The 16,568-nt window shown below is 61.5% G+C and carries 10 protein-coding genes and 1 tRNA gene; 6 read left to right on the top strand and 5 right to left on the bottom strand.

The genetic code is table 11. From position 1 onward, the window contains the following. Window positions 1–138: 138 nt before the first annotated feature. Window positions 139–228 (top strand) — tRNA-Ser (locus DBR30_RS12760). An 86-nt stretch (window positions 229–314) separates the two neighbouring features. Here DBR30_RS12760 and DBR30_RS12755 read toward each other — a convergent pair. Beyond that, window positions 315–3,449, bottom strand: coding sequence for a multidrug efflux RND transporter permease subunit (locus DBR30_RS12755; protein WP_108541964.1), 3,135 nt, complete (start codon window positions 3,447–3,449; stop codon window positions 315–317). Between the two features lie 15 nt (window positions 3,450–3,464). Further along, entirely contained in the window at window positions 3,465–4,622 is a 1,158-nt protein-coding gene (locus DBR30_RS12750; RefSeq protein ID WP_108541965.1) for an efflux RND transporter periplasmic adaptor subunit, read from the bottom strand. A 157-nt stretch (window positions 4,623–4,779) separates the two neighbouring features. Here DBR30_RS12750 and DBR30_RS12745 point away from each other — a divergent pair, with 157 nt between their 5' ends. From DBR30_RS12745 to DBR30_RS12735, 3 genes are all read left to right on the top strand, one after another. Next, on the top strand, window positions 4,780–5,508 hold the full coding sequence (locus DBR30_RS12745; RefSeq protein ID WP_108541966.1) for a response regulator: 729 nt from the start codon (window positions 4,780–4,782) through the stop codon (window positions 5,506–5,508). Beyond that, on the top strand, window positions 5,505–6,590 hold the full coding sequence (locus DBR30_RS12740) for an ATP-binding protein (protein ID WP_108541967.1): 1,086 nt from the start codon (window positions 5,505–5,507) through the stop codon (window positions 6,588–6,590). Before DBR30_RS12745 ends, DBR30_RS12740 begins: the two co-directional genes overlap by 4 nt. A 426-nt stretch (window positions 6,591–7,016) precedes the next feature. Continuing rightward, the gene (locus DBR30_RS12735; RefSeq protein ID WP_108541968.1) at window positions 7,017–10,892 is read left to right on the top strand and encodes a DEAD/DEAH box helicase; all 3,876 of its coding nucleotides are present in this window, start codon (window positions 7,017–7,019) and stop codon (window positions 10,890–10,892) included. A gap of 155 nt (window positions 10,893–11,047) precedes the next feature. On the opposite strand, the gene DBR30_RS12730 is transcribed toward DBR30_RS12735, so the two are convergent. Then, window positions 11,048–11,941, bottom strand: coding sequence for a DNA replication terminus site-binding protein (locus DBR30_RS12730; RefSeq protein WP_108541969.1), 894 nt, complete (start codon window positions 11,939–11,941; stop codon window positions 11,048–11,050). Between the two features lie 525 nt (window positions 11,942–12,466). On the opposite strand from DBR30_RS12730, the gene DBR30_RS12725 reads away from it, so the two are divergent. Both DBR30_RS12725 and astE read left to right on the top strand, forming a co-directional pair. Then, entirely contained in the window at window positions 12,467–12,676 is a 210-nt protein-coding gene (locus DBR30_RS12725) for a DUF1127 domain-containing protein (protein ID WP_005337823.1), read from the top strand. 293 nt (window positions 12,677–12,969) lie between these two features. After that, window positions 12,970–13,995 carry a succinylglutamate desuccinylase gene (astE, locus tag DBR30_RS12720; RefSeq protein ID WP_108541970.1) on the top strand — a complete coding sequence of 342 codons (1,026 nt, stop codon included), beginning with the start codon at window positions 12,970–12,972 and terminating at the stop codon, window positions 13,993–13,995. Between the two features lie 159 nt (window positions 13,996–14,154). Here the strand turns inward: astE and DBR30_RS12715 are convergent, their stop codons facing one another. Together DBR30_RS12715 and gloB are read right to left on the bottom strand one after the other, a co-directional pair. Further along, window positions 14,155–15,708, bottom strand: a complete 1,554-nt coding sequence (locus tag DBR30_RS12715) for a LysM peptidoglycan-binding domain-containing protein (protein WP_108541971.1) — start codon at window positions 15,706–15,708, stop codon at window positions 14,155–14,157. A gap of 70 nt (window positions 15,709–15,778) precedes the next feature. Continuing rightward, on the bottom strand, window positions 15,779–16,543 hold the full coding sequence (gene gloB, locus DBR30_RS12710; RefSeq protein ID WP_005337817.1) for a hydroxyacylglutathione hydrolase: 765 nt from the start codon (window positions 16,541–16,543) through the stop codon (window positions 15,779–15,781). Window positions 16,544–16,568: the final 25 nt, after the last annotated feature.

Here is a 16,568-nt window from a genome sequence, read left to right as displayed (position 1 = left end):
TGAATGCAGGGTGGCCTGGCAACGCGAACAGCACGCGCCGCATTGTGAGCCTGCTCCCAGATATCTGATTCAGCCATTTGATATCTAAGAAATTTTTATTGCATCCTCGGCCCAGCTTGGGTAAAACTCTCTCCCCACGGAGAGATGCCGGAGTGGCCGAACGGGATTGACTCGAAATCAATTGTGGCAGCAATGCCACCCAGGGTTCGAATCCCTGTCTCTCCGCCACATACCAAGCCCAACCTGTTTAGCAGGTTGGGCTTTTTCTTTTGGTGATGTGCTGAGGGACTATCCGGCCGCCTGTGTATCTGTGGTCATCGATCCGGATGAATGCTGTTGGCTGCTCGTCGTGCCCGCCAGGCCTGAATGCGCGCCTGGGTGCCGATGACGAAGACGAAGAAGACCGGCACGAAGAAGATGGCCAGCAGGGTGCCGCTGATCATGCCGCCAAACACGCCGGTGCCGATGGCGTGCTGGGTCTCCGCGCTGGCGCCACTGGCGAGCATCAAGGGCACCACCCCGAGGGTGAAGGCCAGCGAGGTCATCAGAATGGGGCGCAGGCGCAGGCGGGCAGCAGTAACAGCCGCATCAAGCAGCGAGCGTCCTTCACTGTGCAACTGGCGCGCAAACTCCACGATGAGGATGGCGTTCTTGGCCGACAGACCGATGATGGTGATCATGCCCACCTTGAAGAAGACGTCGTTGGGCATGCCGCGCAGCATCACGGCCGCGACAGCACCGAGCAGGCCCAGCGGCACCACCAGCATCACCGAGAGCGGGATCGACCAGCTTTCATAGAGTGCCGCCAGCACCAGGAAGACCACCAGCGCGGACAACAGCATCAGCAGGGGGGCCTGCTCGGCCGACTGGCGCTCTTGCAACGACTGTCCCGTCCAGGCCAATGCGAAGCCTGGCGGCAATTGCGCCACCAGACGCTCCATCTCCGCCATCGCCGCTCCGCTGGAGATGCCGGGCGCTGCCCCCCCGGCAATACGCACGGCAGGGAAGCCATAGAAGCGCATCATCTGTTGCGGCGATTCGCGCCATTCCGGTGTCACCACCTCCCGCAAGGGGACCATGCCGCCGCTGGCATTGCGCACCCGCAGGCCGAGCACGTCATCGAGCTGCATGCGCGCCGACGCGTCGGCCTGCAGAATGACCTGCTGCATGTGCCCGCCGTTGGGGAAGTCGTTGACGTAGAGCGACCCCATTGCGGCCGACAGGGTACTGCTTACGCTGGCGAACGAGAGTCCCATGGCTTCGGCCTTCTGTCGGTTGATCTCGAGGTGAATGCTCTCGCCGGGAGGCAGATTGTCGGGATACACATCACTGACTACCTGGCTGTTGGCGGCCAGTTCCAGCAGTTGTGCCTGGGCGGCCAGCAGCGCGGCTTCCCCCCGGTTGGCTCTGTCTTGCAGGAACAGGGTGAAGCCGGAGGCGGTGCCCAGCTCATCGATGGCGGGCGGCAGCAGGCTCATTACCGTGCCTTCAGGAATATTTGCCATAGCCGCTTGTGCCAGATCTGCCTCTTCGGCTGCCGTGGCGCCATGACGCTGATCCCAATCTTTGAGCATGGTGAAGGCCATGGCGGCATTGGGGCCTGCGCCGGAGAAGCTGAAGCCCTGCACCACCAGGTTGGTGTCCAGCGCCTCGCGAGAGGCGACGTGAGCCTCGAAGGCCTTGACCACCTCAAGAGTACGCTCGCTGGTGGCGCCGGTCGGCAGCTGGATGGAGGTCATGAAGTAACCCTGATCCTCGTCTGGCAGGAAAGAGGAGGGCAGCTGGGCGGCGGCGATGACCAGCGCGGCGCAGAGGGCGGCAAAGGTTGCCATCATCCGTCCGCTGCGCCCGACCAGCCGGGTTACCCGCGCACCGTAGCCTGCCGTGAACCGCTCGAAACCCCGGTTGAAGGCACCGAAAAAGCCGTGCTTCTCATGATGATCCGGACTGACCGGACGCAGCAAGGTGGCGCAGAGCGCAGGCGTCAGGGTCAGGGCGAGGAAGGCCGAAATGAGGATCGACACCGCCATCGACAGGGTGAACTGCTGGTAGATGACCCCCACCGAGCCGCTGCCAAACGCCATGGGAAGGAACACCGCCGTGATCACCAGGGTGATGCCGATCACCGCTCCGGTGATCTCCTTCATGGCTTGCGAGGTCGCCTCACGGGGCGACAGCCCCCGGGTGGCCATCAGGCGCTCGACGTTCTCCACCACCACGATGGCGTCGTCGACTATGATGCCGATGGCCAGCACCATGCCGAACATGGTGAGGGAGTTGATCGAAAAACCGGCCAGCAGCATCACCGCGAAGGTGCCAAGCAGAGCGATGGGGGCGACGATGGCCGGGATCAGGGTGTAGCGCAGGTTCTGCAGGAAGAGAAACATCACCAGAAACACCAGCACCATGGCTTCCAGCAGGGTGTGGATCACCTTTTCGATGGAGACCTTGACGAAGGGGGCCGAGTCAAACGGGATCGAATAGGCCATGCCCGCTGGCAGGGTGGGAGCGAGCTGGGCGAGACGGGTGCGCACCGCATCTGCGGTACGCACGGCGTTGGCACCGGGGGAGAGCTGGATGGCGGCGCTGGTGGCGGCCACGCCGTTCTCGCGGTTGGAAAAGGCGTAGGATTGCGCCCCCAGCTCGACCCGGGCGACATCACCCAGCACCAGCTTGGCGCCATCGCCACCGGCTCGCAGCACGATGGCGGCGAATGCCTCGGGGGTCGTCAGCTGCCCTTGAACCGTGAGGGGAACCGTCAGGCGCTGCCCCGGCAGGGCGGGTTCATCACCGAGGCGCCCCGGTGCAATCTGGATGTTCTGCTGCTCGATGGCCTGCGCCACCTCGCCGATGGTCAGCCTGTAGGCGGCGAGTTTGGCCGGATCTACCCAGATGCGCATGGTCTGCTCGGCGCCGAACAGCTGCACTCGTCCTACCCCGTCGATGCGGCGCAGCTCCTGCACAATATTGCGTGCCATGTAGTCGTTGAGGGCAACCTCATCGAAGCGGCCATCCGGTGAGGTCATGCCGACCATCATCAGAAAGCCGGATGAGGCGGACTCCACCTGCAGGCCGGTTTGCCGCACCGCTTGTGGCAAGCGAGGTTCGACCGCCTTGATGCGGTTTTGCACGTCCATCTGGGCCAGCTCCGGATCGGAGCCCGGCTTGAAGGTGGCAGTGATCTGCGCGCTGCCCGAGGCGTCCACCGACGACTCGAAGTAGAGCAGGTTCTTCACTCCCGACAGCTCGCGCTCGATAAGGCTCACCACCGCATCGTTCAGGGTCTGCGGCGTGGCGCCCGGATAGGTGGCATAGAGGGTCACCGACACCGGCGCCACCGAGGGATAGCGGGAGATGGGGAGCTTGGGTATGGCGATGACCCCTGCCAGCACGATGAACAGGGCGATCACCCAGGCAAACACCGGGCGATGGATAAAAAACTGCGGCATGGATAACTCTCCGATTCAGCGAATGCCACCGTCAGCCGGTTGGCTGACAGCGGATGGTTGCCAGGGGGAGGCAATGACCTTAACTCCCGGGGTCAGACGGTCGATCCCTTCGATCACCACCTGTTGCCCGGCACTGAGCCCGGACGCGATGCGGTACTGGCTATTCACCAGTTCAGCGGTGTTGACCGGAACCAGCTGTGCCTGCCCCTGGCCATCCACCACCCACACGCTGCTCTGACCCGATGTGCGAACTACCGCCTGCTGGGGCATGGTCAGGGCGTTGGCATAGCGGGCACGGGAGATGCGCGCCTGCACATAGAGGCCGGGCAACAGCCGCCTCTCGGGATTGTCCACCAGCACCCGCAGCAGCACGTCGCCGGTTCCGGCATCGACCTCGATGCCGGAGAAGAGGATGCGCCCCTGCATCCCCAGCGGCCTGCCATTGCTACCGAGGATCTCCACCGCCAGTTCCGGTGCCGTTGAGCCAGCCTGCTGGCGCAGGGATTCCAGCACCGAGGCCGGTTGACGCACATCGACGTAGACCTGATCGATCTGCTGTATTCGGGCCATGGGTGTGGCATCGGTGGGCGACACCAGGGCCCCTTCACTCACCAGCGCCTGATCGATTCGCCCGGCGATGGGGGCCTCCACGCTGGCAAATTGCAGGTTCAGCTGGTGCCGGGCCAGGGTCGCCCTGGCCTGGGCCACATCGGCGGCCGCCTGATCCCGCTGGGAGACTGCATCGTCATAGGTCTGGCGGCTGATGGCGTCGGTGCGCAGCAGCGGCTTCAGGCGGTCAATCTGGATGCGGGCGCGGGCCAGCACGGCCTCGGCCCGTTGCGATGCGGCGGCGGCGCTGTCGACATCGGCCTTGAAGGGGGCCGGGTTTATCTGGAACAGCACGGTGTTTGCGCTGATCTCGGCGCCCTGCTCGAACAGGCGGCGCTGCACGATGCCGCTGATCTGGGCGCGAATGTCGGCGCTGCGCAGTGCCGCCACCCGGGCGGGCAGATCCTCGCTGATGACAAGCTCCCGACCAGTCAGAGTCAGCACCGACACCTGAGGCAGGGCGGGTGCCTCCTGCTCTTGCGGCGCGGCATCGCAACCCGCCAACCCGAATGCGGCAATGACGGCGAGCAGGGCGCCCGCATACCGCTGTTTGACAAACATCATCCACTCACCTCGTTAAACCGTCTCTCCGGTGTGATGTGACCGGAGAGTGCATCGAGCGGCCATTATGGCGAGGGGCTATTGCGAATGATTCGAGGCTTTGTGGAGAATCCATGGAGGCGATGATAAAGTTCAACGCCACCTTTTTTCGAGTCCGACTATGTCCCATCTCAATGCTTCCGCCAGCCCGGCGGGCCAGTCACTGGTACTGATTGCAGAGGATGAAGCCGAGATCGCCGACATCCTCGCCGCTTACCTGCAACGTCATGGCTTGCGCTCCCTGCACGCCGCCGATGGCCGTGAAGCGCTGGCCATGCATCAGGCATTCAAACCCGATCTCCTGCTGCTGGATGTGCAGATGCCGCAACTGGATGGCTGGCAGGTGCTCAGCGAGATCCGGGCGCGTGGCGACACGCCTGTGATCATGTTGACCGCCCTCGATCAGGATCTCGACAAGCTGATGGGGCTGCACATGGGGGCGGATGACTATGTGGTCAAACCCTTCAATCCGGCCGAAGTGGTGGCGCGAGTGCAGGCCGTGCTCCGGCGCACCCAGGCCGAAAAGCCTGCCACGGCGAACGTGTTGCGGGTCGGTCAGTTTCAGATCGATCTGGAGAGCCACGAGGCCAGCATTTTCCGCGATGGCCAGCAGCAGGTGCTGGAGCTGACCCTGACCGAGTTCAAGTTGCTCGCCTCTTTGATGCGGGCGCCGAAACGGGTGTTCAGCCGCGCCGAACTGCTGACTCACTGTCTGCCGGAGGGGGATACCCAGGAGCGCACTGTGGATAGCCACATCAGCAAGTTGCGCAAAAAACTGGAGACACACGGCATTCAGGGGGGCCCCGCCAGTGTCTGGGGGGTTGGCTATCGCTTCGGGGGCGATGCATGAAATCGGCGCCCGGCCTTCGCAGGCAGATCATCCGCTCTCTGGGCTTGATGACGCTTGGTATCATCTCCCTCGCTGTGATCGGCACCTATGTGTTTTATGGCATCGCCGTGGCGTTTGTGTCGGGCAGCATCTCCGAGACCTGGGTGCCCTCCAGAGTCGAGATGTTATGGATCGGCTCCACCATTCTCATTGCATTGGGGATGGCGCTGTACGTGGCGGTTCGCCTCTCTCGCCGTATCCTGACTCCCCTCAACTCGGTGGCAACCAGCCTGCGCGCGGTGGCTGAGGGCAAACTCGATGCCCGCGTGCCGGAGGATGAGCAGGCGATCGGGGAGACGGCGCAACTGGTGCGCGACTTCAACGCCATGGCCGAGCGGCTGCAGAGCATGACCCGCGAGCGGGAGTTCTGGAATGCCGCAATTGCCCACGAGTTGCGCACTCCGGTGACCATTTTGCGCGGCCGTTTGCAGGGGCTGGCCGAAGGGGTATTTCCTCCCAGCAGCGAACTCTTCGAGGGGTTGCTGCGTCAGGTGGAGGGGCTCAATCACCTGATCGAGGATTTGCGGGTATTGAGCCTCAACGACAGCGGCCATCTGGAGTTGCAGCGTACCGAGGTCAGGTTGGCCGACGAGCTTGCCGTGGTGCTTGAGGCGTTTGCCAGCCCTCTGGCGGCGAGCGGGTTTGTGTTGCAGCGGGAGCTGGATAGCGAACTTCATGTTTGCTGCGATCTGTTTCGTATCCGTCAGGCTCTGATGGCGCTGTTGGAAAATGCCCAGAAGCACGCGCAGCCGGGCCTGCTGACCGTGCGACTGCATCGCTCGGAGAGAGTGTGCGTCCTGAGTGTGGAAGATGAGGGACCTGGCATTAGCGAGGAGGTCGCCGCCTGTATCTTCGATGCGTTTCGTCGCGGAGATCCGTCACGCTCGCGCAAGAGCGGCGGTAGCGGACTTGGGCTCGCCGTGGTCAAGGCGATTGCCGAGGCCCACGGCGGCAGCGCGGTTTGCCAATCTACCGGACGGGGAGGGAGCCGATTCGTGCTCTCCTGGCCCATCTCGGCCATGTCCGGTTGCCCTGAAACCTAGTCTGCGGGCGGCAGGTTATAGTGAAGCTATACAGCTGCCAGCACAGGGGCGTTCGACAAGCGACTGTCATAAGGGTTTTCACCGCTTGTGCCGGGTGAGCAGGAGGGATTGGGACATGGCTCATTTGGCGCGAAATCATGATTTTTTGCCGCTAAAAATTGAAACCGTTTTCAGAAATCCTTTTCAACTGTGATCCGCTTCAAAGCTTTTTCGGGCGCCAACCTCTAGCATTGGCTCCACGAATTAGGGGCTAGCGCTCCCGATTTTCCCGCTGTGGGAGGTAACCGGATGATCCGGCTATTTCCTTCGTTACTTTCGACGGTCATCATGGATGGCCGTTTTTTTTTGAGTTATTTCACGGTAAAGGGTCGAGCCGCTGGCGCTTTACCGTTAAAATTCCGCTTTTGCACTTGCCCGTGAGTCTTGATGTCTGCGTCCACCCTCTCTTCGGATAGTTATGCCCTGCTCGCCACCCTGCAATTGCAGCGCGTTGCCAGTACCCGTTTGCTGCAAGAACAACTGGCGATAGGCCATGCCCTGATCGATAAACTGACCCGACTGCAGGATGCGGGGCTGGTCAGATTGCGCGGGGAGCAGCAGTGGAGCCTGACCGCCGAGGGGACGCTGGCGCTGATCCTGGGGGTGCGTGCCGGTCTCTGCCCGGCGCCGGACTGGAGTCGGGTGCCCTCATTGACCGGGCAGGATCTTACCCATGCGGTGGTGCGCGAGCTCTGCCGCGGCAAGGCGGGAGAGATCCCCACCTATTTCTCGGCCAGCGATCTGCTCACCCTGCTCGATACCCCGGACGCTCACCAGTTGCTGGCGGGCTCCAGCCCCGCCTGGCAGCAAATGTTGCTGGAGCACTTCTCGCTGCAACTCTTGCTCGATGCCCCCTATGAAGAGCGCTGGCCGCTGGCCAATGCGCTGGTGCGCTGTGCCCCCGAGGTGCAGGCTCGGGCCAAAGCGTTCGAGGCGGAGTGGCGCTGGCTCTGCGGGGATGGCGAGAGCACATCGCCAACCGGCGAGGACAAGGATGCCGCCCCCGGCTGGCCAGCCCTGCAGGCGTTGGCCCAGCAGAGCCAGAGCGGCCCGCTTGGCGAGCGACTGCTCACCGCGCTGGGCCAGTGGCAGGCAACCGATGAGGGCGAGGCGGGCCAATGGCCCCGTTCATTCAGCGCCCTGCTCTGGCTTGGCTGGTTGCAGCAGGCCGATCCCGTCATCGCCAGCGAACAGCGCAAGAAGTGGCAGCGCAGCCTGACTGGTCAGTTCCCCCTGCTTGCCGACTTGCTCAGCCAGTGGGCGGGCGATCGCTACGGTCAGGCGGTCGGCCTGTTCGATACCCTGCAACTGCCGGTGGAGGAGCTCCACTGGGGCTATCTCTGGCTCGATCTCTGTGCGCTGGCCCGTCACGGAGCCCAGAGCCCGCAGGTGGCCATGTTGCACAAGTGGGATCTCTCCCATCTGCTCGATGCCGAACCCCATCATCGCCTGATGGCCTTTTGTCAGGATCTGCTGCGCATCTTGTTGGGCGAGGCGGCCAAAGGGGCGCCCCTGTGCCAACTGCGCGGCAGTGAGGAGAGTGCGCAAGAGGGCAGTGACGAGCAGGATGATGACGGGGACGAGGACAAAACCGCGGCCTCTGCCAGCTGGCTCAACTGGTTGCAGGGACTGGGACGCTCCAGTGGCGTACGCAAGCCGCAGGAGCGGTTGGTGTGGCTGCTCCATGCCGATGGTCCCGAGCTGGAGTGCAAGATCCAGAAGCTGAGTACCAAGGGGGAGTGGACCGCCGGTCGCCGGGTCGATCCGGCCCTGCTCTCTACCCAGTATGCAGCCATGCTCGATGAGCACGACTGGGCACTGGTTCGCACCCTGCCACGGGTGATGGGACGACTGCCGCGGGATGTCTGGGCGCCGCTGGCCGATCACCCCCGCTTGTTCAACGCCAAGGGGCAGAAGCTGCAACTGGCCATCAGTGCCCCCCTGCTGCAGGTGGTGGCTACCGAACAGGGGATGAGCGCGCAGCTCTGCCCCGATGCGGCCGCCCGCGGGGCCCATATCATGCCGCTGGCGCAGGACCTGTGGCAGCTGATCCTCACCCCGCAGCCGCTGCTCGACCGCTTGCCAGCGCTCGAATCCATCCCGCTGCTGCCCGCCGAGGGGCTGGCCGAGCTGCAACGCACCCTGGACGCCATTCCCGAGCTGCCCTGGCACAGTCAGGTTGCGGGGCTTAGCGGCAACGCCGAATTGGCTCCCTGGCCGGGCATTCCTTCGGTGCAACTGGATTGGCAGGATGGTCAGCTGGCGGTCAAGCTGGTGACCCGCTTTGAGGAACTGCCGCCCCAGCCCCTTGGCAAGGGGGAGGCGATCGTGCGGCAGGGGATCAAGGCGTATCACTACTGGCAGCGGGATCTCGGGGCCGAGAAGCTGCAGGCCCAGTTGCTGCGCAATCAATTGCCCATCGGCCTGCCCGGCAGCGAGTGGCTGCTGCAGGGGGAACAGGCGCTGGCGCTGGTCAATGCCCTGCCCGAGCTAGTGGATGCCGGTGTGGTCATTCACTGGCATCAGGACAGCGCTCGCCTCAAGAGCCTCGATGAAGCGGCTCTGAGCCTGCGCATCGAGCGGCGGCAGGACTGGTTCCAGGTCGAAGGGGCGCTGGCCCTCGATGAGCACCAGATCCTCGATCTGCGCCTTATTCTGCGCCAGATGACCCCGGGGCAGCGCACCGTTCAGCTCGACGAGAAGACCAGCCTGATGCTGAGCGACAAGCTGGTGGAGCGGCTCACCATGCTGGGGGCCATGCTCGATGAAGAGCAGCGCATCAACAACAAGCTGGCCTATCCGCTCACTCGTCTGCTCTCGGTCATTACCACCGAAGGGGATGCGGCGTGGCAATCCCTGCAGCAGGAGTGGCAGCAGGAGGTCGATTGCCCGGACGAGCTGCTTACCTCCCTGCGGGACTATCAGAAAGAGGGGGTGCGCTGGATGGCGACCCTGTCCCATCACGGTTTTGGTGCCTGTCTGGCCGATGACATGGGTCTGGGCAAGACGCTGCAGGCGCTTATCGTGCTGCGGATGCGCCAGCACCTTGGCCCTGCGCTGGTGGTGGTGCCCAAGTCAGTGGTCACCAACTGGCAGGAGGAGGTGGCCCGTTTCGCCCCCGAGCTTGATGTGGTGGTGTTCGAGAATCCGGCCGAGCGGGAGGGGATTATTCGCGAGGCCAAGGCCGGTCAGGTGATCCTCATCAACTACGGCATGCTCGGCAGTCTGGCGGAGGCGCTCAAGTCCCGCCGCTGGTCCTCCATGGTGCTTGATGAGGCGCAGCAGATCAAAAACGCTGGCACCCAGCGCGCCAAGCTGTTGTTCCAGCTCGACGGCGATTTTCGCCTCGCCCTCTCCGGCACCCCCATCGAGAACCATCTGGGGGAGCTGTGGAGCCTCTTCACCTTTATCAACCCGGGGCTGCTCGGCAGCCTTGGCGAGTTCAAGCGTCGCTTTGGCAAGGCGGTCAAGGATCCCCAGCACATGGCGCTGCTGCGGGCGGTGATCAGCCCCTTTATCCTGCGCCGTCTCAAGCAGCAGGTGCTGACCGAGCTGCCGGACAAGACCGAGATCATCCACCACATCAGCCTCTCCCCCGAGGAGCGTCAGCTCTACGAGGCGACCCGGCGGGAAGTGGTGCAGCAGGTGCAAAGTGCCGATGGGCGCGCCCTGATGCACGTGTTGAGCGGGTTAACCCGACTGCGCCGGCTCTGCTGTTCGCCGGAACTGGTGATGCCCGAGTGGTCGCAAACCAGCAGCAAGCTGGACGAGGCGATGGCCCTGCTGGAAGAGGCTATTGACGGTGGTCATCGGGTGCTGGTGTTCAGCCAGTTTGTCGATCTGCTGAGCCTGCTGCGAGCCCGCATCGAGCAGAAATCCTGGGATTACTGCTATCTGGATGGGGGCTGCTCCGCCAAGTCCCGTCAGGACTCCATCCTGCGTTTTCGCCATGAGGAGGTGCCGCTGTTCCTCATCAGCCTCAAGGCAGGGGGGACCGGCCTCAACCTCACCCAGGCCGATACCGTGCTACACCTCGATCCCTGGTGGAACCCGGCGGTGGAAGATCAGGCGAGCGATCGGGCGCACCGGATGGGCCAGACCCAGCCGGTGACCGTGTACCGGCTGGTGTGCGAGCAGACGGTGGAGGAGAAGATCGTCGCCCTGCACGACGAGAAGCGGGCGCTGGCCGATGGCCTGCTGAGCGGCCAGTCCGAGGTGCGCGGGCTGGATGTGGAGAGCCTGCGGGCCCTGCTGATGGGCTGATTGGCGACGCCGCCTTACATACCGTCTATCGATACAGAAAAGGGGAGAACATCCAGAGATGTTCTCCCTTTTCTCGTTTGGGACGCAGATGCGGAATACTCGTTTATGGCGGCAAGGCGGCGCAGTTATCCCTGAACCAGCTATCCCTGATCCAGTCACCCCTGATAGAGATAGAGGTGCAGCCGCTCGATGATGGGCTCGCCGCCAATCTTGCGATCTCGCCGAGCCTGTCGGCTCTTGGGGGGATAGTTGCCCAGATGGGTGACCGCGGGCGGGGTATCCGAGCAGAGCAGCAGAGGCAGGCTCGCCTTGATCTGCTGCTTGCGCGGGGTGCGCTCCAGCCAGAGCAGGTTGATCATCGGGTGGGTCTTGACCGGGCGACGGATCCGCAGCTCGGCATCGGCCGGCAGGCGGCGAATGTCGTACACCTCCTGATCCACCATCTTGCTCCACTCCTCGTTGTTGGAGAGGGCCGGTATATAGCGGCGGCTGCGCTCCAGCATCTCAAGCACCTGCTCGCGACTTAGGCGATTGATGGTCTGCTTGTCAGCCCAGGTAAAGCCAAGGGATTGCAGCTCCCCTGCCAACAGGGTCAGTTTGCGGTAGACCTGCAAGGTGATCACTCCGGGCAGGGCGGTATGTACCAGCTCGAACTTCTCGTCCCGTCCCCCCGCCTGCTGCACCAGCGCCTTGAAATCGAGCTTGTGCTGGTTGATCTCCTCAACCAGCGGTTGGATCAACGGAGCGGCGGCGGCAGGAAAGCGCAACCAGCCGGGCAACCGGTGAGTCGCCTTGGTGGAGCAGCCGGGGCGGGCGCTGTGATCCCGATAGGCGGCGAGGGTGGCCGCCAGCGCGGCTTCACCGTTGAGATAGCCCACCTCAATTTGCTCGATCGGGTCGTGCTCTTCCCCCTGTGCAACCGGGGGGAGAGGATAGACATGGGCCTCCTGCAGGTCGAGCTGGCAAAGCAGATCGGCCAGCTGGTTGAGAGAGGCTTCAATGGCGGCCATCTTTTGACGCAGGGCGGCGGTCGGGGTAAAGGTATCCATCGATGATCCTGTGGTCTGACCCGCTGTTGACGACATCAGGTATGACATCGCTGCGGGGAGCAAAACTACTGTATAAATAAACATACCAGCATGCGATTGGAGTGCCAAGAGGCACTTTGAGGAGGGGGCAATGTGCGCCTCTGAATGGGGATGTGGTGATGGTTTTATTTATGTTTCAGGGTGTTAAATAAAGATCACCACAAGATCATTAAATTAACAATGATGTGTAACTCCGCTGTTGTCAGCTGTTCACACCTTGTCCACCCCTGCATATGTAAAGCAGTAAAATGCATATATAGATGGGTGCCATGCAGCACAATATGCTGTGCGACTCTGCTGGCCAACCGTTAAAATAATTATTTGTTTAAAATCAAAGCGTTAAAATTAAATCCTGCCGTTTTTAGACATTAGATTTACTAATGTAACGTATCAAAATTCGTCAATTGAGTCGGTCTGACTCCCTGACTAAGCTTTGCGCATCAAATAAAGCCCAGTGCGTAAACAAATATTCAGAGGAGCCACATCATGGCCAACATGACTTATACCGAAACCGGTTACCAGCATTCCAGCCAATTGAATCTGGTTGCTCGCGTTAAAATGACCGTTCTGACCTGGCTGGAGCGCAGCCGTAGCCGTCGTCAGCTCTCCGAGCTGCCCGAGTACCTGCTCAAAGACATCGGCCTGAACGAAGCTGACCGTTATCAAGAGACCACCAAGCCGTTCTGGCGTGGTTGATCAACCGGGCATGGATGCCTTGTTTTTCTGCTGAGTCGTTTGCTGCTCTGCCCCTGTGGCGCACGGCCGCCAAGTCTGTCATTGTCTGTTTTATATCCCCCGTTTTCCCCCCGTTATTTATTGATCCTTTTTCCTATCCTCTTTATTCCACATCGCTACCGTCATTGCTGTCATCGTTCGATTGTTATCACACTTGTATCGTTAATGTTTGAATTTGTTTAAAAAACGATTTTAAGCCGCGATGCCTTGCGTATAATCCGGCCATAGTATTCCAGCGCAAGAGGGTGAGACGGATGATTCCCCAGCACGATTTTTTGGCCTTGACCCGCAGCCATGAGTGGCAGCTTGAGCCCTTTGAATTTGCCCTGTCCGATGGTGCGCGGGTCAGCGTCTGGGATACCGGCGTGCTCTGTCTGGAGCCTGCCAGTGGCGCGGGCGGCCAGCCGGGAGGGCGCAAGGATATCGTCCTCTCCTGCGGAATCCACGGCAACGAGACTGCCCCCATCGAGATCTGCAACCAGCTGCTGAGCCGTCTGCTCTCAGGCGAGCTGAGCGCCCGTCATCGGGTGCTGTTCCTGTTTGGCAATCCGGCGGCGATGAATCTGGGATTGCGGGAGGTGGAGGAGAACATGAACCGGCTCTTCTCCGGAGCCCACAGCAAGGGGGAGGGGCTCTGCAATCGGGAGCGGATCCGCGCCATGCGCCTCGAGCAGTATGTGAGCCGCTTCTTTGCCAATCCGGCTCGTCCCCGTTACCACTACGACCTGCACACCGCCATTCGCGGTTCGCGCCACGAGAAGTTTGCCGTCTACCCCTTTCCCCATGAGCGGCCCCACTGCCGCGAGCAGGTGCAGTTCCTCGGCGCCTGCGGGGTGCGCACCATTCTGCTCTCCGCCAGCCCGACCACGACCTTCAGCTACTACAGCTCACGCCAGCATGGGGCCCATGCCTTCACGGTGGAGCTGGGCAAGGTGCGCCCGTTTGGCGAGAACGATATGACCCGCTTTATCGAAACCCGCCAAGCGCTGCAGGAGCTGGTCACTCAGGATGAAGTGGCACTGGAGCCGTGGCGGGCGGATGATTTCACCCTGTTTGCCATCGATCGGGTGATCACCAAAAAATCGGAGCAGTTTCGCTTTCTATTCGCCAGCGATGTGGACAACTTCACCGAATTCCCCCAAGGGTTCGTGCTGGCCGAGGATGGCGAGCTTCGCTACACGGTCGAGAAGCCGCGTGAGGCGGTGGTCTTCCCCAATGCCAATGTGGCGATCGGTCAGCGCACCGTGCTGATGGTGGTGCCGACAAAGCTCTGGGAATAGCGGTGATAGTTTTGCCTGCAGAGCGGTGATGCATCCGCAGGTGGCGCCAAGCCATTGTTTTAGTCTGCGGCTCAGACACAGCAGCGGTTAGCCGCAGTAATAAAAACGGGGCCAGTCAGATGACTGGCCCCGTTTTTTATCGGGTTCAAGTGGTGTGGCTTAGCTGTTGTTCTTCACAAACAGGGTCAGCTCCTGGCCGGGCTTGAGGTAATCCCCTTTATCTAGCTGATTCCAGCGCATCACATCGTTGATGGCCACCTGGAAGCGAGCTGCGATGGAGGAGATGGAGTCGCCACGGCGAACCTGATACACCATCGATTTGTCGCTCTTCTTCCCTTGCTTGGGATAGACCACCAGCTTCATGCCTGGCTTGAGCGCCGATTTGGCATTCAGACCATTCCACCTGGCGAGCTCTTCGTGGGAGACGCCGTGGGCCTGGCTGATGCTCCACAGGTTGTCACCCGAGCGCACCTTGTAACTGACCTTGGCCTTCTGGCTGCTGCCACGGCTTGCCAACTGCTGCGGTTTGCTGGCGGAGCTGGCCTTGCTGCTGACCTGACCGTGGGTCGGGATCACCAGTTGCTGACCACGACGCAGGTTGTTGCTGCGCAGATTGTTGGCCAGCTTCAGCTCGTTCACGCTGACGCCATGATTCTGGGCGATGCGCGACAGGGTATCGCCACTGGTGACCTGATAGGAGCGGGTACGAATACGCTCGCTCTTGGGCAGATCGGCCAGTGCCAGCTCCAGGGTATCGGCATACTCTACTGGTACCAGCAGGCGGTAAGGGCCACGGGGCGACATCACACCACGGCTCAGGGCCGGATTGACCTCCTTGAGCTGTGAGGTGCGCAGACCTGCCAGTTGGGCGGCCACATTCAGATCGATCTGGCTGCCGGTCTCCACCACTCGCAGCTTCGGCTCGTTGGCGAGCACCGGCAACTTGATATTGTACTTGTCAGCATTGCTGATCATGTCAGCCATGGCGAGGATCTTGGGCACATACATCCGGGTTTCGCGGGGCAGATCGAGCGACCAGTAGTCGGTCGGTTTGCCTGCGCGCTGGTTACGCTGGATGGCGTTGCGAACCCGTCCTTCCCCGGCATTGTAGGCGGCTAGCGTCTGCAGCCAATCACCGTCAAAGAAGCGGTTCAGGTATTCCAGATAGTCGAGCGCCGCATTGGTGGAGGCCAGCACATCGCGCCGTCCGTCATACCAGTTGTCGTGGCGCAGACCGAAGTTTCTGCCTGTCGCTGGCACAAACTGCCACAGACCGACGGCATTGCTGCGGGATCGGGCATGGGGATCAAACATGCTCTCGATCATCGGGACAGTAATAAGCTCCATTGGCAGCTCACGCCGTTCAATCTCCTCTACCATCAGATAGAGGTAGGGTTCAGCCCGGCTGGCAATGGTCGCCAGATGCTTATCATTGCGCAACAGCCACTCACGTTGCTGGCGGATGCGCGGGTTGTCCGGAGTTTCCAGTTGCATATCATCGCTGATACGCACCCACAGATTGTCCGTATCTTCCATTTCGTCCAGCTGTTCATCGCCAAACAGGAAATGGGAAGAGTGTTTTTTATGCGCTTTTTTCTTGACCTGGGGGGACTTGATCGGCTCGATTGCCGTTAGCGCCCGGTCATCCTGATGGCTCAGGTTTTGGCAGCCGCTGAGCAACAGCGCTGCCAATAAGGCCGTTCGTACCTTCATCTCGTTCCGGTCATTTTTAGGAAAAACAGCTCGCATCATAAGGGGCAATGGCCCCCTGATCAAGGTTTGTTCAAAAAACGTCCTTCCACTGACGCAGGATGGTGAAGGTATCTACCGGATTTTCCACGCATTTTAGCCCATGCTTTTCAGCAGAAAATTTCACTGAATCCTGTTCGCAGCGCAGAAAAATGTTGAAAGTGCGTTCGTCACCCAGCCGGGTTGGCAGGCTTGGCAGCCCTTGTTGCCGCAGTTTGCTGATCAGCCCGATCTGGCGGCGGATCGCCGGGTTGTCCGGCTCGACCGCATAGGCAAAACGTAGGTTGGAGAGGGTGTACTCGTGGGCACAATAAATGAGTGTCTCATCGGGCAGGGCGGCGAGTCGTTGCAGCGAGTGGTACATCTGCTCCGGCGTCCCTTCAAAGAGGCGGCCACAACCGGCCGAGAAGAGGGTATCGCCACAAAACAGCATGCCGTTGCCGTGGTAGGCGATGTGGCCGCGAGTGTGCCCGGGCACATGGATCACCTCGAGGGCGAGGCCGTGCCAGTTGATCTGATCGCCATCTTCCAGCCACTGACCGTGGTGATCCGGCATCGGGTCAAGTTTGGGGCCATAGAGCCGGGCGTGGGGGAAGTGGGCAAGCAGGTCGGTGACGCCCCCGACATGGTCGTGATGGTGATGGGTCAGCAGGATGGCATCGAGCACCAGCCCCAATGCCTCGAGCCGCTCCAGCACGGGTGCGGCATCGCCCGGATCGACCACCAGACAGTGATTTTCGTGGCGGATCAACCAGATGTAGTTGTCATTAAAGGCTGGAACTGTGATCACTGGATACATGAGTCTGCTTCTCTTTAGGGAGGGT

The organism is Aeromonas sp. HMWF017 (assembly GCF_003061465.1).
Taxonomy (GTDB): Bacteria; Pseudomonadota; Gammaproteobacteria; order Enterobacterales; family Aeromonadaceae; genus Aeromonas; species Aeromonas veronii.
The sequence above is the reverse complement of the archived record's forward strand: the minus strand, read 5'-3'. Positions and strand labels throughout refer to the sequence as shown.

Bases quoted from the DNA above. Each gene is read 5' to 3' on its own strand.
- DBR30_RS12755 (WP_108541964.1), bottom strand. From the start codon at position 3,449: ATGCCGCAGTTTTTTATCCATCGCCCGGTGTTTGCCTGGGTGATCGCC.
- DBR30_RS12750 (WP_108541965.1), bottom strand. From the start codon at position 4,622: ATGATGTTTGTCAAACAGCGGTATGCGGGCGCCCTGCTCGCCGTCATT.
- DBR30_RS12745 (WP_108541966.1), top strand. From the start codon at position 4,780: ATGTCCCATCTCAATGCTTCCGCCAGCCCGGCGGGCCAGTCACTGGTA.
- DBR30_RS12740 (WP_108541967.1), top strand. From the start codon at position 5,505: ATGAAATCGGCGCCCGGCCTTCGCAGGCAGATCATCCGCTCTCTGGGC.
- DBR30_RS12735 (WP_108541968.1), top strand. From the start codon at position 7,017: ATGTCTGCGTCCACCCTCTCTTCGGATAGTTATGCCCTGCTCGCCACC.
- DBR30_RS12730 (WP_108541969.1), bottom strand. From the start codon at position 11,941: ATGGATACCTTTACCCCGACCGCCGCCCTGCGTCAAAAGATGGCCGCC.
- DBR30_RS12725 (WP_005337823.1), top strand. From the start codon at position 12,467: ATGGCCAACATGACTTATACCGAAACCGGTTACCAGCATTCCAGCCAA.
- astE (WP_108541970.1), top strand. From the start codon at position 12,970: ATGATTCCCCAGCACGATTTTTTGGCCTTGACCCGCAGCCATGAGTGG.
- DBR30_RS12715 (WP_108541971.1), bottom strand. From the start codon at position 15,708: ATGAAGGTACGAACGGCCTTATTGGCAGCGCTGTTGCTCAGCGGCTGC.
- gloB (WP_005337817.1), bottom strand. From the start codon at position 16,543: ATGTATCCAGTGATCACAGTTCCAGCCTTTAATGACAACTACATCTGG.